Genomic DNA, 23,066 nt, shown 5'->3' with positions numbered 1-23,066 from the left:
TGCTGCCCCTGTTGGCCGGCAAAGAATAGCATCTGGCGAACGGAAGAGATAATGCCCTGTTTCGCCCAGGGCCCGGCAGATCTTAAGCGTGATGCGCATCGCACCCGCTGCGAATTAATTTATCAAATCATCAAAAAACGTTCTGTCAGAGGTAATATGCGTTGTCGGACACAGGAAAATAAATTCCAAATCAGTGAGTGCAATCAACTGGTGTGCCGTTCCGGGATAAATACAAAAAGTTGAGCCTTTTTTTATCGTATTAACCTGTTTATTGACCGCCTGATTATTGTCAGTATCCGCTGTCCATATCTGGCCCTCTCCGGAGAGAATAATATACCATTCCTCACCTTCTGAGTGGCTATGGCAGGTCACACGCCGGCCTTTCGTCAGAGAGGTTCCATAAGCGCACAGTCCGTCTTTAATGACCATTTCTGCAATTGAAATACCTGCAAGGGCATCTTTTTCTGCAACATCGATATTAAAGTCTGAAATAGTGATCACACCGAACTCCTTTTGTTACAATTTAGAGTAACTTCTACCCTGCAAAATTGACGCTGCTCGTCGTGTAATTACCTACACCAATTATCTATTCAAGTAAACGAGAACATGTCAGATGAGAAAAATTGGATGAATGACTAAAAAGGAAAAGCACATGGAAAACTATTCCATCACGCAACAAAGCCTCATGATGTTGATCAAATTCTGGGAAAAAAGCCATGAGCCGTGGGGAGCTAAAGATCGTTCTTCGACATTTATTTACGCCAACAGAAAATATTGTGAACTTTTAGGACTCCCGCCCGACTTCAGCGTTGAGGGCCGTTTAGATGGCGAACTCCCAGCTTCAACCTCCTGTTTTCAGGAACAGTTTCAGGCTCACGACCGGAAAGTTGAGCTGCTTCAGGACCGGGTAACCTCTATTGAAATTCATCCTTTCGAGAGACACCAGTGGCTCCAACCCTGGTATTTCGACAAATATCCTCTCTTCAATGAACAGGGGGTATGTTGTGGAACGATATTCCACGGCAGGCCGGTAGAATCCGTGGCGCTGGCCAGCCTGGAAAAATTTCAAATGCCTACGTCTCTGGTCTTCACTCCCCCCTCAGAGCTGTTCTCTGTTCGCGAATGGGATATTATTTTTTATACCATACACGGTTTTACCAGTAAGGAAATTTCGAAAAAACTCTGTCTGTCACAGCGAACCGTCAGTAATTACCTGCAAAAAATATATAACAAGGCACAGGTCAATAACAAAAGGGGGCTGGTCGATTACTGTTTCGCCCATAATTTTAACAGTTATATTCCACAAGGGTTTTTTGATCGCTCCTTATCACTCACTTCTTTATAACACCAGCGGAGATAACACTATGAAAGATGACAAAGACTGGCACCAGGCCGTCATTCAGGCAGAAATAAGGAAAAAAGGGTATTCTATGGCGAGTCTTTCACGAGAAAATGGCCTGGCCTCAGGAACACTGGCTAACGCGCTGATCAGACCCTGGCCGAAAGGAGAGCTTATTATTTCGAAAGCGCTGGGCGTCTCACCTGAAAAAATATGGCCCTCGCGATATTATAAAAATAATAAATTAGTTAAACGCCTCTGTCGCGTGAAAAAAAGTCGCCATCAGGACGATACCTGATGCGCGTTTTCTGCCAGGTATCAGCTGCAATTCGGGGTCAGGAGGACTGATCCCTCCCCGCTGCGGGCATCAACCGCACAAATAGCCATCATTGTAATGATAACCATTATCAATTATCCTCTTACCGTCATTTTATTGTCGGGCTCTGTAACTTTTTATGTCAACGCTGACGGCGCCACTGGCTGCCGACGCTTTTGCCAACCTTTATCAGACGCATCACCGCTGGCTGCGCCACTGGCTGCAACACAAGCTGGGCTCTCCCTGCGATGCCGACGATCTGGCACAGGATACCTTTGTTCGGGTGCTGCTTGCCGGCAGCGCTCAGGATATCCGTGAGCCAAAATCCTTCCTCTGTACCGTTGCACGCCGGGTGATGGTCGACTTCTTCCGCCGCAATGCGCTGGAGCGCGCGTGGCTTGAGATGGTGGAACAGCTGCCGGAAGAGCAGATGCCCTCGCCCGAACTTCAGCACGAGCTGCTGGAAACGCTGCAACAGATCGATACGATGCTCGACGGTCTGGGTACAAAAGTACGCCAGGCGTTTCTGCTGTCGCAGCTGGAAGGACTGACCTACCCGCAGATAGCCGACCAGATGCAGCTCTCCGTCAGCTCAGTGAAAAAGTATATGGCGAAAGCCACCGAGCACTGCCTGCTGTTCCGGCTGGGGCTGAAATGATGCACGAAACGGTGAGCGAGCAGCAGCGGCTGGCGCTGAAAATGGCGGCACACTGGTTCGCCACCCTGTGCGCCGGGGAGATTACCGCGCAGCAGACCCTGAAATGGCAGCAGTGGTATCAGCAGCATGAGGATCACCGCTGGGCCTGGCAGCGCGTTGAGTCACTGCAGGGCCAGCTGCACAGCCTGCCCGGCCATCTCGGTTATCAGACGCTGCATCAGGCCCATCAAAATGCACAGCTGACGCGCCGCCGGGTGCTGAAATCGCTGCTGCTGCTGCTGGGCGTCGGGGGCAGCAGCTGGCAGCTGTGGCAGTCGCCGCTGGGCGTTGGCCTGCGCGCTGACTACCACACCGCTACCGGTGAACAACAGCGGGTGAGACTGGACGACGGCTCGCAGCTTCAGCTCAACACCGCCAGCGCGGTGCAGGTTGCGCTCACGACGCAGCAGCGTTTAATCCATCTCCGTCAGGGTGAAATTGCCATTATCACCGCGCCAGACGCGCAGCAGCGCCCGTTTTTTGTCGCCACCCGCGAGGGAATGCTGCGCGCACTCGGCACCGGGTTCAGCGTGCGCCAGTGGGAAAACCAGACGGAGCTGGCGGTGCAGCAACACGCCGTGGAAGTAACGCTGAACGCCGATCCACGTCAGAAAATGGTGCTGCAACAGGGCCACAAACTGCGCTTCAGCGCCAGCGCTTTCGATGTGGTACAGCCGTTGACGCCAGCCGATAACAGCTGGATGCAGGGCCTGCTCAGCGTCAGCAATCGTCGTCTGGCGGAGGTGATCGCCGAGGTGGCGCGCTACCGTCACGGCGTACTGCGCTGCGAGCCAGACGCTGCCGATCTGCGCGTCAGCGGCACCTTCCGGTTAAACGATACCGACCAGCTGCTGCACGTGCTGGCGCAGACATTGCCGATTAAAATTCACACTGTCAGCCGTTACTGGGTCAGGGTCAGTGCAGCCTGAAGCACAAACACTGAATAAAAATAAGAAATATTTTCATTTCGATTGTCCCTTTTCAACGGCTCATCCGACTCCTTAGTACACAAGATAAAAAAACACTTTCCCGGAGACGGTCATGTCTGATTCCTGCGCCCGTATCAAGCGCGCTTTTGCCCCAACAACACCTCTGGTTTTTGCCATTCACTGCGCGCTCACGCCGCTGGCGCTGCTGACCCCGGCGCTGGCAGCGGCGGCCAGTGCTCAGGCTGCGACGTTAAATTATCAGATTGCAGCAGGTGAGCTCGACAGCGCGCTGAACCAGTTTGCGGCGCGCGCCGGCATCACCCTGTCAGTCGATGCCACCCTGACGCAGGGCAAACAGAGCCCCGGTCTGAACGGTAGCTATTCACCGCAGGGCGGTCTGCAAACGCTGCTCGACGGCAGCGGCCTGCAGGCAAAATCGCTGGGTAACAACGCCTTTACCCTGACCCCTGTGCCGGCGGTAGCCCCAGCGCAAACGCTGACCGTGGTCGGTGACTGGCTGGCGGAGGCGCGTGAGAATGACGTGTTTGAACACGCGGGTGCCCGTGACGTGATCCGCCGCGACGACGTGATCAAAACCGGTGCCACCACCATGCGTGAAGCGCTGAACCGCATTCCCGGCGTCAACGCTCCGGAGAATAACGGCACGGGCAGTCACGATATGGCGATGAACTTTGGCATTCGCGGCCTCAATCCACGCCTTGCCAGCCGCTCGACCATTCTGATGGACGGCATCCCGGTGCCGTTTGCGCCTTACGGCCAGCCCCAGCTGTCGCTGGCACCGGTGTCGCTCGGCAATATGGATGCGGTGGACGTGGTGCGCGGCGGCGGTGCCGTGCGCTACGGGCCGCAGAGCGTGGGTGGCGTGGTGAATTTCGTCACCCGCGCTATCCCGAAGGATTTCGGCATTGAAGCTGGAATGGAAGGGTTGCAGAGCCCGACCTCCAACCAGCACGATCCGAAAGGCAGCGGCAACCTGATGATTGGCGGCACTGCGGATAACGGCCTTGGCGCCGCGCTGCTCTACTCCGGCACGCGCGGCAGCGACTGGCGCGAACACAGCTCGACCAAAATCGACGACGTGATGCTGAAGACCCGCTACGCACCGAATGAGGTCCATACCTTTACCAGCCTGTTGCAGTATTACGAGGGCCGGGCGCAGATGCCGGGGGGCCTGTCACGCGCCGCCTATAATGCCGACCGCTTTCAGTCCACCCGCCCCTATGACGAGTTCTGGGGCCGCCGTCAGCTGGCCAGCCTTGGCTATCAGTATCAGCCGGACACGCAGCATAAATTTAATCTTCTCACCTTCTACACCAACACCCTGCGCAGCGGCTATCTCGATCAGGGAAAGAACCTGACCCTGTCGCCGCGTGAATACTGGGTACGCGGTGTGGAACCGCGCTACAGCCAGAGCTTTACGCTGGGGGAAACTGCCCATGAGGTCGGCATCGGCTACCGCTATGTCAGTGAGTCCACCCATGAGGTGCGCTACACCAGCCCGGCCAGCAGCGGCAGACTGCCAACCGGTAACAGCCCGTACGATCGCGATACGCAGTCCGGCACCGAGGCACACGCCTGGTATATCGATGACCGCATCGATGTGGGTAACTGGACCCTGACGCCGGGCATGCGCTACGAGCATATTCAGTCCTACCAGAATGATTACGTCAAAGACGGCAGACAGGAGATTGGCTATAACGCACCGCTTCCGGCGCTGAACGTGCTGTATCACCTCAACGAGTCGTGGAACCTGTATGCCAACACCGAGGGCTCCTTCGGCACCGTGCAGTACAGCCAGATTGGCAAAGCGGTCAGCAGCGGCAGCATTGAGCCGGAAAAAGCGCGCACCTGGGAGCTGGGCACCCGCTTTGATAATCAGGCCCTGCAGGCAGAAGTCGGCCTGTTCCTGATTAACTTCAGCAATCAGTATGAATCCAACCAGACTGACGACAGCGTGACCTCGCGCGGAAAAACACGCCACAGCGGTCTGGAAAGTCGTCTGCGCTACGATCTTGGCGATGTCTCACCGGCGCTGGAAAACCTCTCCGTTTCCGCCAGCTATGCGTACGTTAATGCGGTGATCCGCCAGGCGGGTGATAACTATGGCAATCAGGTGCCGTTCTCACCGAAGCATAAAGGCACGCTGGGGATGGATTACCTCCACGGTAGCTGGACCTTTAACGTTAACAGTGAATATCAGTCCGGCCAGTATGCAGACAATGCCAACACTCAGGATGAGAGTGCGGACGGCAGCCTCGGCCGCATTCCCGGCTTTATGCTGTGGGGCGCACGGGCTAACTATGACTTCGGCCCGCAGTTCGCCAACCTCAATCTCGCCGTCGGCGTGAAGAATATTTTTGACCACAACTACTTCACCCGCGCCGCCGAAGACAATAACAAAGGTCTTTACGCCGGTCAGCCGCGCACGATTTATATGCAGGGTTCAGTGAAGTTTTGATCCATCATCCCGGCGGGCAGCTTAGCGGCGGCCCGCCGGGTCATTTCTGTTATCCGGAGGAAACATGCTTAAGCGACTCTCCCTCATTCTGTTCTGCACGCTGCTGTCGATCGTGCCCGCCGCTCACGCGGTAACGGTGCAGGACAGCAACGGGCCGTTTACCCTTGATAAAACGCCGCAGCGCGTGGTGGTGCTGGAACTGTCGTTTGTTGATGCGCTGGCCGCCGTCGGCGTCAGTCCGGTCGGGGTGGCCGATGACAACGACCCGGCGCGCATCCTGCCGGAAGTGCGGGCGCGCATCCAGCCGTGGAAATCGGTGGGTACCCGCGCCCAGCCCAGCCTGGAGGTGATTGCCGCCCTGAAACCGGACCTGATCATTGCCGATGCCGCCCGTCACGGCGGCATTCTCGGCCAGTTAAAAACGATCGCCCCGACGCTGATGCTGAAATCACGTAATGAAACCTATGCTGAAAACCTGCAATCGGCAGCGATTATTGGCAAAGTGCTGGGAAAAGACGGTGAAATGCAGCAACGGCTGGCAGAGCATCATCAGCGTATGCAGGCCATCGCCGCCGGTCTGCCCAGGAACCTGAAGGTGGTGTTCGGCACGTCGCGCGAGCAGCAGTTCAACCTGCACAGTAGCGACTCCTATACCGGCAGCGTGCTGGCCGCGCTGGGGATGAACGTTCCGGGGCCGGTCAATCAGGTGGCGCTGGCGAGTATCAGCCTTGAACAGCTGCTGGCGATTGACCCGGACTGGCTTATCGTCGCCCACTACCGCCAGCAGAGCATCGTGCGTAACTGGCAGCAGGATGCGCTGTGGTCTGTGCTGAAAGCCGCACAGCATCACCAGGTCGCCGCCGTGGACAGCAATGTCTGGGCGCGGATGCGCGGGCTGTTTGCGGCAGAACATATTGCCAGCGATCTGGTCGCTATTCTCCATCATCGCCCGGTGGCTGCCGCGCAATGATGCGCGCCACTCCGCTGCTGGCCTGGGGTCTGCCGCTGGTCCTGCTGCTGCTGGCGTTCTGGCTGTCGCTGTTCTGCTGGTCGCCCGTGCCCGTCAGCCCGTGGCAGGCGATAAGCGCGCTGCTTCCCGGCCACGGTACTTCACTGCCGCAGGCGCTGGTGCTGAATCTGCGCCTGCCGCGCAGCCTGGTGGCGGCGCTGCTCGGGGCCAGCCTGGCGCTGGCCGGCAGCCTGCTGCAGACGCTGACGCGTAACCCGCTGGCCTCCCCTTCCTTGCTCGGCATTAATGCCGGAGCATCGCTGGCGATGGTGCTGGCCAGCGCCTTTAATCCCGCCTGGGTGGCCGGTTACAGCATTGCCCTGCTGGCCGCCTGCGGAGGCGGGCTGAGCTGGGGCGCGGTGATGCTGCTGGGCAGAGGGTGGCAGCAGGCAGGCGACCGCAGCCGGTTGATCCTTGCCGGGGTAACGGTGTCGGCACTGTGCGCTGCGCTGACGAAGGCCACGCTGCTGCTGGCTGAAGACCATGCTTACGGCATCCTGCACTGGCTGGCGGGGGGAGTGTCCCACGTCCGCTGGCGCGAGTTCTGGCAGCTGTTTCCCTTCGTGGTGCTGCTCTCTCCGCTGGCGTTACTGCTGGCCGCCCGCCTCAACCTGCTGCGCGTCGGCGACGACAGTGCGCGTACGCTGGGCGTGGATCCCGGCAGGCTGCGCCTGCTGGTCAATATTGTGGTGGTACTGCTGGTCGGAAGCTGCGTCAGCGTTGCCGGACCGGTGGCGTTTCTCGGCCTGCTGGTGCCGCACATGGCGCGGGCGTGGATCGGCCACGACCTGCGCGTGATGCTGCCGGTGGCAATGCTGCTGGGCGCACTGCTGATGCTGTTAGCCGACCTGCTGGCACGCGGCCTGGCCTTCCCCGGCGAGCTGCCCGCCGGGGCGGTACTGGCGCTGGTCGGCGCGCCGTTCTTTGTCTGGCTGGTGCGGAGGCGCACATGAGGTCGCCGCGTCTGACCCTGCTGCTGCTGCTGGCGCTGGTGCTGCTGACCCTGCTGCTGTCACTGCGCTACGGCAGTGAAACGCTGAGCTTCAGCGCGCTGCGCCAGGCGCTGGACCCGGCGGATGCACGCCACTTCGCCCTGATGGAGTACCGCCTGCCCCGCGCCCTGCTGGCGCTGCTGGTCGGTGCCGCGCTGGCGGTGTCCGGCGTGCTGGTGCAGGGGGTGATCCGCAACCCGCTGGCCTCGCCGGAAATTCTGGGGGTGAACCACGCTGCCGGGCTGTGCTCCGTGGCCGCGCTGATGCTGTTCCCGTCGCTGCCGGTGGTCTGGCTGCCGCTGCTGGCGTTTGTCGGCGGGCTGCTGGCGTTTATGCTGTTGAGCGTGCTGGCGGGTAACAGCGCGCCGCTGAGGCTGGCGCTGCTGGGCGTGGCGCTGACCGCGCTGTACGCCAGCGTCACCGATTATCTGATGCTGTCGCGCCCGCTGGAGATCAACCAGGCGCTGCTGTGGCTGACCGGCAGCCTGTGGGGACGTGGCTGGCCGTTTGTCTGGGTGGCCCTGCCGTGGCTGTTGCTACTGCTCCCTCTCAGTCTGCTGCTGTGCCGCGATCTCGATCTGCTGGCGCTGGGTGAGGAGCAGGCCCACACTCTCGGGGTTGCCCTGCCGGCCACTCCACACCGTGCCCTGCTGCTGGCCGTCGCATTAGCGGCGGTCAGCGTTGCGCTGTGTGGCCCCTTAAGCTTTATCGGTCTGGTGGCCCCGCATCTTACCCGGCGGTTGATCGGCGGACGACACCACTGGCTGCTACCGGCCTCAATGCTGGTCGGCGCACTGCTGCTTCTGCTGGCCGACCTGCTGGCACGCACGCTGCACCCGCCACTTGAACTGCCCGCCGGCGTGCTGACCGCCATTATTGGTGCCCCCTACTTTTTCTGGCTGTTAATGAGGACCCGCTGATGACGCAGATTGCCGCTGAACGGCTTCACGCTGGCTATGGCAGCACGCCTGTCCTGCAGGATATTTCGCTGACGCTGCCGGCGGCTAAGATTACCGCTCTGCTCGGCCCGAACGGATGCGGAAAATCCACCCTGTTACGCTGCTTTTCGCGGCTGTTGCGACCAGGCTCAGGAGAAGTCCGTCTGAATGGTCAGCCACTGAACAGCTTCAGCGCCCGCCAGCTCGGGCAGACGCTGGCCCTGTTACCCCAGCAGCACATTGCGCCGGAAGGAGTGACCGTGCAGGAACTGGTCGGCTACGGCCGCAGCCCGTGGCAGAATCTGTTTGGCCGCCCCTCGTCGGCAGACCGCAGGCTGATCGCCACGGCGATGGACGACGCGCAGATAGCCGATCTGGCCGGGAAAAATGTCACCGAGCTGTCAGGGGGCCAGCGTCAGCGGGTCTTTATCGCCATGATGCTGGCACAGGACACGCCCCTGCTGTTGCTGGATGAGCCTAACACCTGGCTCGACATACACCACCAGGTGGAGCTGATGGCCCTGTTGCGCCGCCAGCAGCAGCAGGGGAAAACCGTGGTTGCCGTATTGCACGATCTGAATCAGGCCAGCCGCTACTGCGACCATCTGGTGCTGATGTCTGGCGGACAGATTGTGGCCAGCGGGACGCCGGAACAGGTGATGACACCGGCGCTGCTAAGGAAGGTGTTCAGTATTGATGCACAGATTTACCCCGAACCGGCCTCAGGGCGCCCGATGTGCGTGGTGCGCTGACGGCGTTCCGGTCAGGCGCGGGGACCGGTTTTTTCTCTCGCCCGGCCCGAAACGATCATAACGTCCTGATCAACCTGGCCGGGTTGCCGGCATAGATCCCCTTTACGGTCGCCGGCCTGATCACCACGCTCCCGGCGCCGATCACCGCCCCGCTGCACACCGTTTCCGTCAGGATGGTGGCGCCACTGCCCACGGTCACACCGTCGCCCAGCGTGATAGTGATCCAGTTCTGCGCATCGGCATCGGGCTTCCCGCTGTGGAACAGATCGTTGGCAAAGGTGACGTTATGTCCGATAAAACAGTGCTCGCCCAGCTTCACGTTTTCACAGAGAAACGTATGCGACTGGATACGGCTGCCACGACCGATGACGCATCCTTTCTGGATTTCGACAAACGGGCCGATAAAAACATCGTCGTGCAGCTCACACTGATACAGGTTAGCTGGCGTCATCACCCGAACATTTTGACCCGATGTCACATCACGAATTTCACTGTTAATAATTTTCATCCTCACCCTCTATTTATACAGCGCCAGATTTCCCGTCAGTTGAGTAATTTTCTTTTTCGGACCGAGCAGGCCAATCGCCACCAGCGCAATCTGTGGGCTGGGGACGGCAGAAATTCGTTCGCTATATTCCTCATAGGTCCGGCAGGACTGTGCCAGGGCGCTGAACGGCATTGCGATGATTTCATCGTCCTGCCCGGCGATGGCCAGCAGCTGCTGAACATAGCAGCCCTCCGCCCGCAGAACCGGCAACGGTGCGTAAATCACTCCCGGATAATTTACCGCATCAAGACTTTGCCGGTCCGGTCCGACCAGATTTTCAACCGTGCGGCCAAAGCTGATGCCGATCACACTGGCGGCATTCATCGCCAGCCCCGGACTGAGCTGGCTATCGATAATAATCGTACAACGGTGCTGGCTGGCGTCAAACTTCATCAGAACATTCTCCCGGTCGTCTTAAAAAGGACGTTTATTATCGCGCACTGCCGGAGGTAAAGGCTGTCTGAATCCCTTGTAAAGTGCGTTAAAAAGGGCAAGATCATTCCATTAATTAATGACAAAAAGAAGAATCGGACCTGATGACCTTAAACGCTATTGATATGAAAATCCTGACGCTGCTGCAAAACGATGCGCGAATGACCAACCAGACGCTGGCCGACGACATCGGTATGTCGGCCTCGCCCTGCTGGCGCAGGGTGCGCAAACTGGAAGAAGACGAGGTCATCCAGGGCTACCGCGCGGTGCTGAACCGCAGGAAAATCGGCCTGGGGGTGATGGTCTTTGTGCGCGTGTCGATCGACAGCCACAGCGAGAACGAAGCCCGCAAGTTTGAGGAGGAAGTCACGGCGCTGGAGAATGTCGTGGCCTGCTACAGCGTCGGCGGTGATGCCGATTTTCTGCTTCAGGTCGTTGCCCGGGATCTCGATTCGTACGCTGACTTTGCAATGGCAGTGATCCGCCGCCTGCCGGGCATCAAAGAGATGCAGAGCATGTTTGTCCTGAAAGAGATTAAACCTCTGGCCAGCTATCCGGTCAGGACGCAGGGTCCGGCCTAAGCCGCTCCTCTGCACGGGTAAATGCATTGCCCCGCGTGATTTCAGATAAACGGATATTTTATAAAGCCTTTATCTTTGCCAATAATAGGTCATGAGGTAATGTTTGCCCCTTGCAGGACCCGTGGTTTCCTGGGGCAACGACCCGTCTATCCTGGAAGGTCAATGAAAATCGAATACAGCACAATTGCTGAACTACGCCGCGAATTTATGCGTAACGTCGTCGCGCCGGTAGTGGCGGTGGTGCTGTTCGCCCTGCTGGGATGTGGGTTTACCGCCTGGTGGGTCACCGCGCAAAGCAATGCCAAAGCAGAAGAAAAACAGCAGCAGATTATTCAAAATATCCTTACTCAGCATCTGGCTGACTTTTCCCTGCAACACAGAAACCTGTTGAATGACCCGGACCTGACGCGTCAGTTAGCCAGACCAGCCGAGTTTGGCAGCTGGCTGTTTAACCTTGCCGGTGACAACGAAATTTATCTGCTGAATGCCCGGCAGCAACCGCTGGTCAGCTGGCGGGAAGGCAAACCCGTCCCCACCTCCAGCTATGATGATATTGCCCTGTCACTCGATCATCTGCTGCAACCGTTAGAGCAAACCAGCGTCACCGATGATTTCATTCGCCTGCGCGGTCGGGTCGCCGAGATCGTCACCGGCAACCTGCCGGACAGCACCGGAAAGAAACTGGTCTTCATCCGCTATCTGCATTACAGCTTTATCGACTTTCTGGAACATCGCGGCGTTGTCAGCCATTTTCGTTTTACGCCTAATAACCCCGACCAGGCCAACAGCGCCGGCTTTCTTCTGACCTCGTCAGGGGGAATCCCGGTGAGCAGCGTCTCCTGGATACCCATGCGTCCCGGCAGTCAGATGCTGATGGTCACCGGGCCGCTGATTGCGGTGGCTATTCTCAGTATTTCCCTGATGTGCATCATTATGACGCGCCGCCTGTGGTATTCATCGCTGAAACTCTCCAGTTCAATGCGCCGCCTGGCGGCCAGTGAAGCCCATGCACAGCATCTGGCACGCCACGATGTGTTAACCGGGTTGCCCAATCGTGCCTGGATAGAAGAACAGCTTAACCAACGCCTGCACCACCTGCCCGGCAAAGACCGCAAGCTGGCACTGCTGCTGCTCGACCTCGACCGCTTTAAAATGATTAACGATACCTATGGTCACCATACCGGGGACGACCTGATCGTTGAGATTGGTCAACGGCTGTCATCGCTGCTGCCGGTACAGGATGCCGTCGGCCGCCTGGGGGGTGATGAGTTTGTCGTGATGATAAGCGGTGTGGAGAGCGAACAGCAGGTCGCCGCGCTGTGCCGGCAGATCATTACCCGCCTCGGTGAACCCATGACGCTGCGCGGCCATACGCTGTGGGTCGGCGTCAGCATCGGGGTAGCGCTGGCACCGCAGCACAGTCTGGATCGGCTGGAGCTGATGCGCAAAGCCGATATTGCCCTGTACGCCGCCAAAGCAGAAGGCCGTGGTCGCTACTGCCTGTTTGCTCCGGCCATGGATGAAGCCGTGCAAAAACGCCAGCGCCTGGCGCAGCAGCTTCATCTGGCGCTGGAAAATCAGTGTGGACTGATGCAGTGGTATCAGCCGATTATGGATATCAGCGGTACAACGCTGATATCCGTTGAAGCCTTACTGCGCTGGCAGCATCCGGAGCTGGGGGCCATCCCACCGGCGGAGTTTGTGCCAATAGCGGAAGAGACCGGGCTGATTATCCCGCTGGGAGAATGGGTGCTGGAGCAGGCCTGCGGGCTGGCAAAAACCTACCCCAGGCTGAAAGTGGCGGTGAATGTCTCGCCGCTGCAGTTCCTCGCTCCCGGATTTGTCGACAATCTGCTGGCGATGGTCGCGCGGCACGCCATCAATCCCCGGCAGATTGAACTGGAAATAACCGAAGGGGTGCTGCTGGAAAATGAACAGGATGCGCTGAAAACTATTAACATCCTGCGCGCCGCCGGATTCTGCATTGCACTTGACGATTTTGGCACCGGCTACTCCAGTCTGAGCTATCTGGTACAATTCCCGGTGGACACCATTAAGATCGACCGCGCTTTCATCCAGTCGCTGGGGGTGCGAGAAAACTCAGCGACCATCGTGGAATCGGTGATTACTCTCGGCCATAGCCTGGGTATTACGGTCACCGCAGAAGGGGTGGAAACCGAAGAACAGCGACTGATGCTGGAGGCAGCGGGATGCGACCGCTTGCAGGGGTACCTGCTGAGTAAACCGCAGCCCGCAGAGCAGTTACACTCGCTGTTGTATCCCCGCCCTGACAAGTAAAAAGTGAAAATAATGAAAAAGCGCTATTCCCTGTTGATTATAGTTGCCGCTGCCCTGCTGGTGTGGTGGTTTCTGTTCCGCAGCCCGGCGCATGACCCTCACTATGATGCTGCGGCCTGTGCGGCAGTCAATGTGCTGGGCGCTCCCACCAGCGATCGCGATTTTAGCAATAAGATCCGTACCGTCATCATCAATGAAAACAGCTCTTACTCGTTTAAACAGGTGAACTACGATGACCGCCTGGGCCGATCGTCGATGGAAAAATACCAGGCCCTGACGCCGGAGCAGAAAACGGCGGCCGCCAGAGACGTTGAGAGCTGTATCAACGTAATGGCCGGCGTCGGGCGTTAACCGCCCTCAGCACGCCGCCGGCTGGTACAGCGTTCCGCAGCCTGCGAACCACCAAGTGAAAAAGGCCGCTCAGCGAGCGGCCTTTCACAAAACAACGTCTTTTAAGAAAGATTTTCTGATGTAATATTCGATATCACCATCAGACTTCTTTATTTATAATCTCTTCCATCCGCCAGGATACTGGTCGCTGAAAAAGCTGCTGCATGTATAACTTTCCCCGGCGAGGCTCAATATTGCCTTGCCAAATTGGCAGGACGACAGGATATTAGACTGACTGGCTGGACACTGTCGTCCGTGGCGCACACCTTATGCTTTTTCAACGCTCAGGGTAAGGGGGGAAAACACTCTTGTAATACCTGGGCAGAAATGATAATTACGCGGTGGTAATGTACAAGTTATCTTATTAATTGTTATTCGAATAATGAGAGCATGAAGCCAATGAAAATCACCGTGACCGATCGTCCTTCTGCCGCCGATGAGGCATTCGTCATCGACAGCCTGTGGCAGCATAATGCCAAAACCACCCCGGTAGACATCCACCCGCTGTTTCTCACCCTGCGTGATGAGAACCATCAGATTATGGCGGGACTGGTGGCCAGAACCTGGTGGGGTGGACTGGAAGTGCAATATTTATGGGTCAGCGACGCCTGTCGGGGCCAGGGGGTCGGCCGCGACCTGATGCTGGCGGCAGAAGAAGAGGCGAAACAGCGTGGCTGCCATATGGCCTACGTCGATACCTTCGATTTCCAGGCAAAAGGGTTTTACGAAAAATTAGGCTATGCAGCCTACGGCGATCTTGGCGGCTATGCCCATCGGCATACCCGTCATTATCTCGCTAAACAGATTTGATCGCAGTCTTCCCCAGGGGGAAAAAATGGAATTACCAGACAACAAGCAAAGGTCAGACTTCAGTGCTCTGATTGCCATGATGGAACATTTATCCGAACCCTGGGGGATCAAAGACCCTGAATCCCGCCATCTCTATATGAATAAAGCGGCGTATCTGTATACCAATACGCCAGCGAAATTTAATATCGAAGGTCAGCTGGACAGTGATTTCCCGGCCTCCTGGGCCGAGTGCGAAGAAGCCTTAATCGAACACGATAGACGCACGCTGGCCTCCAACGGCCGGGTGGCAGTGATCGAAACTCATTACTGGTTCGGCCAGAAAACCCTGACCCCTTATATCAGTGAAAAAATCCCCCTGCACGATGCGAAGGGGGATTTTATTGGCATTGCCTGGAACGCCAAGCTGCTCGATACCATGTCTCCCCTGAAGTACATCACACAGCAAAAACCTGGGGTCCTGACCACCGAAGTCAGCAACGACCTGTTTACCCGTTCGGAGCTGGATACGCTTTTTCTTATGCTGCAACGCCTGTCGACTAAGGAGATTGCCCGTATTTATAACCTCAGCCACCGTACGGTAGAGAACCGCATTTATAACATCTATCAGAAAGCCGGCGTGCATACGCACAGTCAGTTCGAAGAGTATTGCCGTCATGCCGGGTTAGATAACTTTATTCCGGATCGCCTGATCGAAAAGGGTATCCAGTTTATTTAATTTGTTGCTAAGGAACCTCACCTTGATTCGTATCGAAGATTACCCGTTAAGCCGCGTGCCTGAAAATAAACGCGTCTCATTTTTAAGTGTTGCCGTCGTACATATGGGTATGCTGACCGCGCTGGACCAGTTTATGCTGGGTGCGGTTCTGGGGGATTCGATGAGTCTCGCTTCCGCTTTTCTCGCCATCCTTGCCGGGAGTGTGATTTTTGGCGTAGTGACCTTCGGCCTGGGCTATGCCGGGATGAGAGAGGGGATATCCGGTAGCCTGCTGGCGCGCTGGTGTGGGTTTGGCCGTATTGGCTCGGTGCTGATTGGCCTGGTCGTCGCCGTCAGTCTGCTGGGCTGGTTTGGAATTCAGAACGCCATCTTCGCCAAGTCGCTGAATTTTGCCCTCGGGGGTGCGCTGGGCTTCCCTCTGGCGGCCAGCCTCTCCGGCCTGCTGCTGACCGTGCTGGTGACCTTTGGTTTTAAAGCGCTGCGCGTGACGGCGCGCATCGCAGTGCCGCTGTTTATCTGCCTGGTCGGTTTTATCTCGTTCCAGACGCTTTCCGGCCATACGCTACAGCAGATCATTGACCTGCCGCCGACGGGCAGCCCGCTGACCATTAGTGCAGCCATCACGATGGTGGTCGGCGGCGCGATTGTCGCCAGCCTGATGACACCAGACCTGACACGCTATTCACGCTCGTCAAAACACGTTGCTGGCATCACGTTAATGACGATTATCGCCGGGGAGTTTATTGTGAACGGGCTGGCCATTATGATTGCCCGCACGCTGCAAACCGCCGATGTCGTGACCATTATGTCGCAGGTCGCCGGCGGCGTCGGGCTGCTGGTGGTGATCCTTTCCACGCTGCGCGTCAACGACTTAAACCTCTACTCCTCTTCCCTCGGGGTGATTAACGCCGTCGAAGGGATTTGTGGCAAGAGGCTTCAGTATCGTTACACCACGCTGGCGATCGGCCTGCTGGGTACCCTGCTGTCAGTGCTCGGTATTCTTGACCGCTTCGTTGATTTCCTCACCGTGCTGGGCGTGGTGTTTCCACCGATTCTCGGCATCATGCTGGTCGATTATCTGCTGCTGCGCACGCATCGCGCCGCGCTGGATAAAAGCCGTGCGCTGGGACAGCTGCCGGGGGATAGCGAAACCCCAGCCATTGGCTGGACGGCGATTATCGCTACGCTGGTCGGAAGTGTGGTTGGCCTGATGACCGAATGGGGGGTGCCGACGATAAATTCACTGCTGGTGTCGTGCGTCATTTATTACGTGCTGGCGCTGGCGCTGCGCAACCGGACGGTGGCACCGTCGGTTTAAGGCATTTGAATAACCGGGCAGCGATGCTGCGCTGCCCGGTGTACTGTTAGTTCAGTCGTTTCGCAAACACTTCAATCGTCTGACGACGCTGAGACATCGCATGGTTCAGCAGCACATAGCTGCAGCCCGCAATCCCGCCTGCCAGAGCAAACAGCAGCACAATCAACGAACGTTTTGGCGCGTCCCGGCTAATCGGCTCATACGGCGCACGCATGTATTTGAACGGCTCCACATGCAGCTCGTTAATTTTCAGGTTATTGAGCTTTTCAATATACAGATGGCGATTCTGTAAATCGGCGCTGAGCATGGCGGGGTCGTCAATCGACTGCTCAATTTTAAGTTTGCGCGCAAGACCGTCTGCACCGAGCGTCACCGAAAAATCCGGGTCATCCTGAATGGTGCTGCCATTGCTCCACGACGGTTTTTTCAGCCCCGCTGCGTCGGCAATCTGCAGCGCATACTGCAAACGTTCAAGCTTGATACGGTGCGCATTTTCCGCACGGCTGACATCAAGATTGTACTGTCCGATGGCTTTCCCTCGCAGCATATCCACCTGATAGCTGATGCGCTGATGTAATTCACTCTCGACCACGCCCGTCACATAATTAATGTAGCCTTCCAGCAGGTCGCGCGCGGCTGTCGGGTTTTCGGCAGTATATTTGATTTCGTAATAGCGATACTCTTTCTTATCCGCGTCTTTATCCTGTGCCGAACTGTGCGAAACAATATTTCCCTGCAAAATACTGTTAATCAGGTGATTACGCATCTCCGGAGTATCTGCTTTATTTTTCACCAGATCTTTAAAGTAGGTGGTATTAACCAGATACTTTTCGCGCAGAGTGCGTGAATCAAAATTGCGCATAAAATCAGAAAGCAGTGAATCCGGTGTAATATCCGTTTTAATATCCAGCACGGTCAGTTCAGTCAGAATCTTATCCATACTGCGCAGCTGGGAAGCCTCTGCCGGCACCAGCACGGCGGAGCTGGTCCAGCGCTGCGGCATCATATAGCTGATGCCTGCCCCAACTATCAGAGCCAGACCGGTAAAGGCGGCAATGGTGAATTTGCGGCTAATCAGAACACTCAATAGCCCCAGCAGATCGAGTTCATCGTCATGATGTTTATAGGGGGTGATCCCATGATTAGCAGGGTGGGCAGATGAAATATCATCAAGTTTAATATCACTCATGGTTCAGTTCCTTTGAGGCGACCGGGTACAGGATTACCGGCAGCAGAGCTGTACGCATTCCTTAACGACGTTCACTTGTGAATAGGATAATTCTTCAATCTGCACATTATCGTAATATTCCTACCTCAAATCAATAAAAATGAGACGAGAGAATTAAAATTCAGCTGAAACTATTTCATGGACAATAATAACTTATTTATACAAAGATTATTGTAATGAGAAATTAAGGCATTATTATTTCGGCGCAGAAAGATTGAAATGTTAATGACTGGCAGAAATAAAAATAAATCCACCATCTTAAACTTATAAAACAAAAATTTACGATATAAAATTCTACCTGGTAGCCTTCTGTTCATCACGCCGCATCACTCCAGGGTCAGAGCCAGCATTGTCGGCTGGCGGAAGGATCGTCAGGTACGCCCCAGATAAGGCCCGGCCACCACAGAATCACGAACGATAAGCTGGCCGTTAAAAGCGGGCAGTGGATCGCCTGGCTGCCCGTCGAGCATCATCACCACTTTTTCCAGCGTATGTTTGATCATCTCTCCGACCGGGACATGGACGGTGGTCAGCGGCGGAACAAAGAACGACGCCATCGGAATATCATCGAAACTCAGCAGTGAGACATCCTCTGGGATGCGCTTTCCCGCGGCATACAGCGCCCTGGCGGCGCCCATGGCCATATCGTCGTTACTCGCTACCAGCGCGGTAAATTCTGCCCCTTTTGCCAGAAGTTCCTGACCGGCCTGGTATCCACTTTGCAGCGTCCAGCTTCCCTGCACCACCCGCCGATCGTTAAAAGCGAGATGGTGAGCCTGGAGTGCTTTGCGGTAGCCATTAAGGCGACTGATACCGGTGGGAGAACCGGGGTAACCGGAAATAAAGGCAATATCACGATGTCCCTGGGAGACCAGGTAATCAACGGCATCAAAAGTATTCTGCTCATGCGCGGCAATCACGCAGTGCTGCGGATGCTTTTCCAACTGGCGGTTCACCACAATAATGGGCTTGCTGGTCTGCTCAATAATCTCATCCAGTTCGCGGGTATTGAGGAAGCGCGGATAGATGATGATCGCATCACAGCGCAGGTCGAGCAAAAACTCAATGGCCTGGCGCTCCTGACGCGCGTCATGCTTGCCATCTGCCAGCAGCAGCTGGCGACCATGCTGTTCCGTTACCGTGGCCGCCTGGAATAACAGCTCGCTGAAATAGGGGCCGTTATATAATGTATTGGTCACTACCAGACCAATATTTTGGGATTTATTAGTAGCCAGATTACGCGCCAGTAAATTAGGCCGATAGCCGGTTTCTTCAATCGCTTTAAATACCCGTTCCTGGGTCGTTTTACTGACGTAGCTGTTGCCCGCTAATACACGGGAAACGGTCGCTTTCGAGACGCCAGCTTTTTTTGCGACATCCAGCATGGTAATCATTGTGGCTCCCTGACATCAAGATTCTGAGCATTATAGTACCCTGTTTTACACCCCGACCCAAAGCCAGATGATAACAGGATGAAATTATTGTATTTAATGTAAAAAAAGCCTGCTTTCATCGCCTCTTCTCCTGGGTTTTTTTACCGGGCTATGGGGGCCGCGATGCGCTGTTAAACGGCATCACACCCTCTTTATTACCCGCACAAATTCACCGTTTTGCCTGGACCATAACAGGCTTTGCGATCGCGCTCACAGAACAAATCATCGAATATGAAACCGGTTGCAGAAACGGTCCGGTTTCGGCTATTTATTAAAGAAACCCAGACCGGAGAACAACCATGAATAAAATCTTACTCTGTTGTGCCGCAGGTATGTCCACCAGCATGGTGGTACAGCGTATGGAAAAAGCGGCAAAAGAAAAAAATATTGCCGTCGAAATTAATGCGGTCGGTCTGGATGAATTTTCTGAGCAGATAGCGGCTTACGACTGCTGCCTTCTCGGCCCGCAAATCAAATACAAACTGGCGGATTTCAAGCCGCTGGCCGATGAACTGAATAAGCCGATCGCGGTGATCAACACCATGGATTACGGCATGATGAACGGTGAGAAAATCCTCGCGGAAGCGCTGGCGATGATCGCGAACGGCGGATCCCGCCAATGAGTCGCTTTAGCGAGTCCCTGTTCGGCGTGATCGAGAATCAGATCAGCCCCATCGCAGCCAGGCTCTCCAGCCAGCGTCACGTGGTGGCGATCAAAGACGGATTTATCTCGTCCATGCCGTTCCTGATCGTGGGTTCGTTTATGCTGCTTTTCGCCCATCCTCCGTTTGGTGCCGACAGCCAGTGGGCCTTCGCCCGTTGGTGGCTGGGAATGGTCGAGCGCCACTCCGCGCAGATTATGATGCCCTACAATATGACGATGGGCATTATGGCGGTGTATATCGCCGCCGCCATCTCTTACAACCTCGCCATCAGCTACAAAATGAACGGCTTTATGGCCGCCTGCCTGTCCCTGATGTCGTTTCTGCTGGTCGCGGCACCGCAGAGCAACGGCGCACTGCCGGTCGGCTCGCTGGGCGGAGAAGGTATCTTCACCGCGATCCTCGTCAGTCTCTACTCCACCGAGCTGATGCATTTCCTGCAAAAGCACCATATTGGCTTCAAGCTGCCAGAGCAGGTGCCGCCGAAAATCCGTCAGTCGTTTGACCTGCTGATCCCCATTCTGGCTATTTTCCTGACGCTGTTCCCGCTCAGCCTGCTGGTGCAGGATCAGTTCGGTATGCTGTTGCCGCAGGCAATTATGGCTGTCTTTAAACCGATTATCTCCGCTTCCGACTCGCTGCCTGCGGTGCTGATTGCCGTGCTGCTGTGCCATCTGCTGTGGTTTGCCGGCATCCACGGCGCGGTAATCGTCGGCGGTATTTTGCAGGCGTTCTGGCTGACCAATCTCGGCATTAACCAGCAGGAGCTGAATGCCGGGCAGCCGATTACGCAGATCTTTATCGAGCCGTTCTGGCAGTTCTTTATCGTGGTCGGGGGGTCCGGTTCCACCATGGGGCTGGTGTTCCTGTACCTGCGCAGCCGCTCAGCGCACCTGCGCTCCATCGGCAAGCTGGGCCTGGTGCCAAGCATGTTTAACATCAATGAGCCGATTATCTTCGGTTCACCGGTGGTCATGAATCCGCTGCTGTTTATTCCGTTTATCACCGCCCCGCTGGTCAACGCCATCATTGCGTGGGTGGCTACGCGCACTGATCTGGTGAACCATGTGGTGTCGCTGGCTCCCTGGACCACACCCGGCCCGATCGGGGCCGCCTGGTCCACCGGCTGGGATTTCCGCGCGGTGATTCTGGTCGGCGTGCTGATTATGGTCTCAACACTGATTTACTACCCCTTCTTCAAAATGTACGAGCGCGAGCTGTTAAAGCAGGAAACCCCCACAGCGGGCGATGAACTGAAAGCAGTGGAGAACTGATGATGGATATGGAAACCACGGTAATGGAGTTGATTATTCACGCTGGTGAAGCGCGTTCCTGCTCGATGCAGGCGCTGCGTGCCGCACGCAGTTATGACTGGCAGGAAGCGGATGCCCAACTGAGCGCCGCGAGCGCTGCCGCCAGGGCCGCCCATAAAATTCAGACCGCGCTGATCGGCGCTGATGAGGGCGTCGGCAAGGTGCCGGTAAATCTGATTCTGGTCCATGCGCAGGACCATCTGATGAACGCCATGCTGTGCCGCGAACTGGCCGAAGAGATCATCATTCTGCACCGCGAGATTGCCACATTGAAAAACAACGGCTGACTGAAAAAGAGGGTCAGCCCCTACATTTTCCAGTCGGCCCACGCCTGATAATTTTGTACGGCACGGGTCAGGTACACCTGACCCGATAAACACCTAAGGAGAACAGGATGCAATACCGCGAGCTTACGCCCTTCCCTGACGGATTTTTATGGGGAGCGTCCACCTCGGCCTATCAGGTTGAAGGAGCTTCAGACCAGGACGGTAAAGGGCCATCGGTCATTGATAAAGCCCGTTTCGATCCACGCCTGACCGACTTTACCGTCACCAGCGATCACTACCACCGCTTCGCTGAGGATGTGGCACTGTTCGCTGAACTGGGCCTGAAAACCTACCGTCTGTCGATCTCATGGAGCCGTCTGTTCCCGCAGGGAACCGGTGAAATCAATGCCAAAGGGGTCGAGTTTTATCAGAAACTGATTACCGCCCTGACCGATAAAGGCATTGAGCCGCTGGTCACGCTGTACCATTTCGATCTGCCGTGGGCGCTGCAGGAAAAAGGCGGCTGGTCCGACCCGGCCACTATCGCGGCCTTTGAGCATTTTGCCCGCACCTGCTTTGCGCTGTACGGCGACCGGGTGAAATACTGGCTGACCATCAATGAGCAAAACATGATGATCCTCAAAGGGGATGTCATTGGTACGCTACCGGAGGGGACTCCTGACCCGCATAAAACCCTGTACCAGCAGAATCACCATATGATGCTGGCCCAGGCGCGAGCGATGATCGCCTGCCACGAGATGCTGCCAGCGGCAAAAATCGGCCCGGCGCCAAACATCTCCTGCGTCTATCCGGCCAGTTCTAAACCGGAAGATGTGCTGGCGGCCAGTAACTTCACGTCGATTCGTAACTGGCTGTACCTCGACCTCGCTGTCTGTGGCCGTTACAACACCGTTGCCTGGCGTTTTATGCAGGAAAAAGGCTGGTTGCCCACCATCACCGACGCTGAGATGGCGCTGCTGGCGCAGGCAAAACCGGACTTTATCGCCTTTAACTATTACGCCTCCGCCACCGTCGCTGCCGAACTGGAAAATGAAGGAGAAGGCAGTCAGAAAGTGGATCAGCAGATGGCGGGGATCGACAAAAGCGTTTACGTCGGCACCAATAACCCGCACCTGAAGAAAAATCAGTTTAACTGGTATGTCGATCCGGTCGGCTTCCGCATAACCGCTCGTGAGATCTATGACCGCTACCATCTGCCGCTGATCGTCACCGAAAACGGCCTGGGTGCCTTCGACGAGCTGGCCGCCGGCAATAAGGTCCATGACGACTATCGCATTGCCTATCTCAGCGATCATCTGGCGCAGCTACAGCTGGCGATTAGCGACGGAGTGGCGATCTTCGGTTACTGCCCGTGGTCGGCGATCGATCTGGTCAGCACTCATCAGGGGATCAGCAAGCGCTACGGCTTTATCTACGTTAACCGTGACGAGCACGATCTGAAAGATCTGGCGCGCTACCGTAAGAAAAGCTTTAGCTGGTATCAGCGCGTGATCAACACCAATGGCGCGAATTTAGAGAAAGAGATCGATTATTAATTCTCACCGTGCCCTGCGGCACGGTTTTTTTACAGACGTTGTTAATCTCACCAGAAAGGACGGATT

At 56.3% G+C, this 23,066-nt stretch carries 24 protein-coding genes; 19 read left to right on the top strand and 5 right to left on the bottom strand.

Translation table 11 applies throughout. From position 1 onward, the window contains the following. Positions 1-114: 114 nt before the first annotated feature. Entirely contained in the window at positions 115-501 is a 387-nt protein-coding gene (locus ABEH87_RS16575; protein ID WP_346577843.1) for a cupin domain-containing protein, read from the bottom strand. 151 nt (positions 502-652) lie between these two features. Between ABEH87_RS16575 and ABEH87_RS16570 the strand changes: the two genes are divergently transcribed. From ABEH87_RS16570 to fecE, 9 genes are all read left to right on the top strand, one after another. Next, complete coding sequence (locus ABEH87_RS16570) at positions 653-1,345, top strand: LuxR C-terminal-related transcriptional regulator (protein ID WP_346577841.1); 693 nt, start codon at positions 653-655, stop codon at positions 1,343-1,345. Positions 1,346-1,364: 19 nt separating this feature from the next. Further along, the gene (locus ABEH87_RS16565) at positions 1,365-1,637 is read left to right on the top strand and encodes a helix-turn-helix transcriptional regulator (protein ID WP_346577839.1); all 273 of its coding nucleotides are present in this window, start codon (positions 1,365-1,367) and stop codon (positions 1,635-1,637) included. 157 nt (positions 1,638-1,794) lie between these two features. Then, a complete protein-coding gene (gene fecI / locus ABEH87_RS16560) occupies positions 1,795-2,313 on the top strand; it encodes a ferric citrate uptake sigma factor FecI (RefSeq protein WP_346577837.1) in 519 nt (172 codons plus the stop codon). Further along, on the top strand, positions 2,313-3,281 hold the full coding sequence (fecR, locus tag ABEH87_RS16555) for a ferric citrate uptake sigma factor regulator FecR (RefSeq protein ID WP_346577912.1): 969 nt from the start codon (positions 2,313-2,315) through the stop codon (positions 3,279-3,281). Before fecI ends, fecR begins: the two co-directional genes overlap by 1 nt. Before the next feature lie 112 nt (positions 3,282-3,393). Further along, on the top strand, positions 3,394-5,760 hold the full coding sequence (fecA, locus tag ABEH87_RS16550; RefSeq protein ID WP_346577835.1) for a TonB-dependent Fe(3+) dicitrate receptor FecA: 2,367 nt from the start codon (positions 3,394-3,396) through the stop codon (positions 5,758-5,760). A gap of 64 nt (positions 5,761-5,824) precedes the next feature. Continuing rightward, a complete protein-coding gene (locus ABEH87_RS16545) occupies positions 5,825-6,730 on the top strand; it encodes a Fe(3+) dicitrate ABC transporter substrate-binding protein FecB (RefSeq protein ID WP_346577833.1) in 906 nt (301 codons plus the stop codon). Continuing rightward, the gene (gene fecC, locus ABEH87_RS16540) at positions 6,730-7,722 is read left to right on the top strand and encodes an iron-dicitrate ABC transporter permease FecC (RefSeq protein ID WP_346577911.1); all 993 of its coding nucleotides are present in this window, start codon (positions 6,730-6,732) and stop codon (positions 7,720-7,722) included. The genes ABEH87_RS16545 and fecC overlap by 1 nt, the downstream gene beginning before the upstream one ends. Beyond that, positions 7,719-8,681, top strand: coding sequence for a Fe(3+) dicitrate ABC transporter permease subunit FecD (gene fecD, locus ABEH87_RS16535; RefSeq protein WP_346577831.1), 963 nt, complete (start codon positions 7,719-7,721; stop codon positions 8,679-8,681). The genes fecC and fecD overlap by 4 nt, the downstream gene beginning before the upstream one ends. Beyond that, positions 8,681-9,451 (top strand): Fe(3+) dicitrate ABC transporter ATP-binding protein FecE, encoded by a 771-nt coding sequence (fecE, locus tag ABEH87_RS16530; RefSeq protein WP_191936292.1) that lies wholly within the window; start codon positions 8,681-8,683, stop codon positions 9,449-9,451. The genes fecD and fecE overlap by 1 nt, the downstream gene beginning before the upstream one ends. A gap of 55 nt (positions 9,452-9,506) precedes the next feature. On the opposite strand, the gene ABEH87_RS16525 is transcribed toward fecE, so the two are convergent. Then, positions 9,507-9,959, bottom strand: a complete 453-nt coding sequence (locus ABEH87_RS16525; RefSeq protein WP_191936293.1) for an acyltransferase — start codon at positions 9,957-9,959, stop codon at positions 9,507-9,509. Positions 9,960-9,968: 9 nt separating this feature from the next. Further along, positions 9,969-10,391 carry a DUF2000 domain-containing protein gene (locus tag ABEH87_RS16520; RefSeq protein WP_346577829.1) on the bottom strand — a complete coding sequence of 141 codons (423 nt, stop codon included), beginning with the start codon at positions 10,389-10,391 and terminating at the stop codon, positions 9,969-9,971. A gap of 143 nt (positions 10,392-10,534) precedes the next feature. On the opposite strand from ABEH87_RS16520, the gene ABEH87_RS16515 reads away from it, so the two are divergent. From ABEH87_RS16515 to ABEH87_RS16490, 6 genes are all read left to right on the top strand, one after another. After that, positions 10,535-11,011 carry an Lrp/AsnC family transcriptional regulator gene (locus ABEH87_RS16515; RefSeq protein ID WP_346577827.1) on the top strand — a complete coding sequence of 159 codons (477 nt, stop codon included), beginning with the start codon at positions 10,535-10,537 and terminating at the stop codon, positions 11,009-11,011. 162 nt (positions 11,012-11,173) lie between these two features. Beyond that, complete coding sequence (locus ABEH87_RS16510) at positions 11,174-13,309, top strand: EAL domain-containing protein (RefSeq protein WP_346577825.1); 2,136 nt, start codon at positions 11,174-11,176, stop codon at positions 13,307-13,309. Between the two features lie 12 nt (positions 13,310-13,321). Next, on the top strand, positions 13,322-13,660 hold the full coding sequence (locus tag ABEH87_RS16505) for a hypothetical protein (RefSeq protein WP_346577823.1): 339 nt from the start codon (positions 13,322-13,324) through the stop codon (positions 13,658-13,660). A gap of 438 nt (positions 13,661-14,098) precedes the next feature. Then, the gene (locus tag ABEH87_RS16500) at positions 14,099-14,509 is read left to right on the top strand and encodes a GNAT family N-acetyltransferase (RefSeq protein WP_346577909.1); all 411 of its coding nucleotides are present in this window, start codon (positions 14,099-14,101) and stop codon (positions 14,507-14,509) included. Positions 14,510-14,534: 25 nt separating this feature from the next. Continuing rightward, positions 14,535-15,224: a LuxR C-terminal-related transcriptional regulator gene (locus ABEH87_RS16495; RefSeq protein WP_346577821.1), complete on the top strand. Its 690-nt coding sequence runs from the start codon at positions 14,535-14,537 to the stop codon at positions 15,222-15,224. Positions 15,225-15,246: 22 nt separating this feature from the next. Beyond that, complete coding sequence (locus tag ABEH87_RS16490; protein ID WP_346577819.1) at positions 15,247-16,542, top strand: cytosine permease; 1,296 nt, start codon at positions 15,247-15,249, stop codon at positions 16,540-16,542. A gap of 46 nt (positions 16,543-16,588) precedes the next feature. Here ABEH87_RS16490 and wzz(fepE) read toward each other — a convergent pair whose 3' ends face one another. Together wzz(fepE) and ABEH87_RS16480 are read right to left on the bottom strand one after the other, a co-directional pair. Further along, positions 16,589-17,731 carry an LPS O-antigen length regulator Wzz(fepE) gene (gene wzz(fepE) / locus ABEH87_RS16485; RefSeq protein ID WP_346577817.1) on the bottom strand — a complete coding sequence of 381 codons (1,143 nt, stop codon included), beginning with the start codon at positions 17,729-17,731 and terminating at the stop codon, positions 16,589-16,591. A gap of 410 nt (positions 17,732-18,141) precedes the next feature. Beyond that, positions 18,142-19,164 (bottom strand): LacI family DNA-binding transcriptional regulator, encoded by a 1,023-nt coding sequence (locus tag ABEH87_RS16480; protein ID WP_346577815.1) that lies wholly within the window; start codon positions 19,162-19,164, stop codon positions 18,142-18,144. Between the two features lie 338 nt (positions 19,165-19,502). Between ABEH87_RS16480 and ABEH87_RS16475 the strand changes: the two genes are divergently transcribed. The 4 genes from ABEH87_RS16475 to ABEH87_RS16460 all read left to right on the top strand — a co-directional run bounded on the left by ABEH87_RS16475 (position 19,503) and on the right by ABEH87_RS16460 (position 23,000). Continuing rightward, complete coding sequence (locus tag ABEH87_RS16475) at positions 19,503-19,826, top strand: PTS sugar transporter subunit IIB (protein ID WP_346577814.1); 324 nt, start codon at positions 19,503-19,505, stop codon at positions 19,824-19,826. Next, positions 19,823-21,139, top strand: a complete 1,317-nt coding sequence (locus ABEH87_RS16470) for a PTS sugar transporter subunit IIC (RefSeq protein ID WP_346577813.1) — start codon at positions 19,823-19,825, stop codon at positions 21,137-21,139. The genes ABEH87_RS16475 and ABEH87_RS16470 overlap by 4 nt, the downstream gene beginning before the upstream one ends. A 2-nt stretch (positions 21,140-21,141) precedes the next feature. After that, positions 21,142-21,465 (top strand): PTS lactose/cellobiose transporter subunit IIA, encoded by a 324-nt coding sequence (locus tag ABEH87_RS16465; protein WP_346577907.1) that lies wholly within the window; start codon positions 21,142-21,144, stop codon positions 21,463-21,465. Positions 21,466-21,572: 107 nt separating this feature from the next. Then, positions 21,573-23,000: a glycoside hydrolase family 1 protein gene (locus ABEH87_RS16460; protein WP_346577811.1), complete on the top strand. Its 1,428-nt coding sequence runs from the start codon at positions 21,573-21,575 to the stop codon at positions 22,998-23,000. Positions 23,001-23,066: the final 66 nt, after the last annotated feature.

The sequence above is a fragment of the Erwinia sp. Eh17-17 genome (assembly GCF_039675725.1).
In the GTDB taxonomy this organism is placed as follows: Bacteria; Pseudomonadota; Gammaproteobacteria; order Enterobacterales; family Enterobacteriaceae; genus Erwinia.
This window is presented reverse-complemented; position numbering and strand designations above follow the sequence as displayed.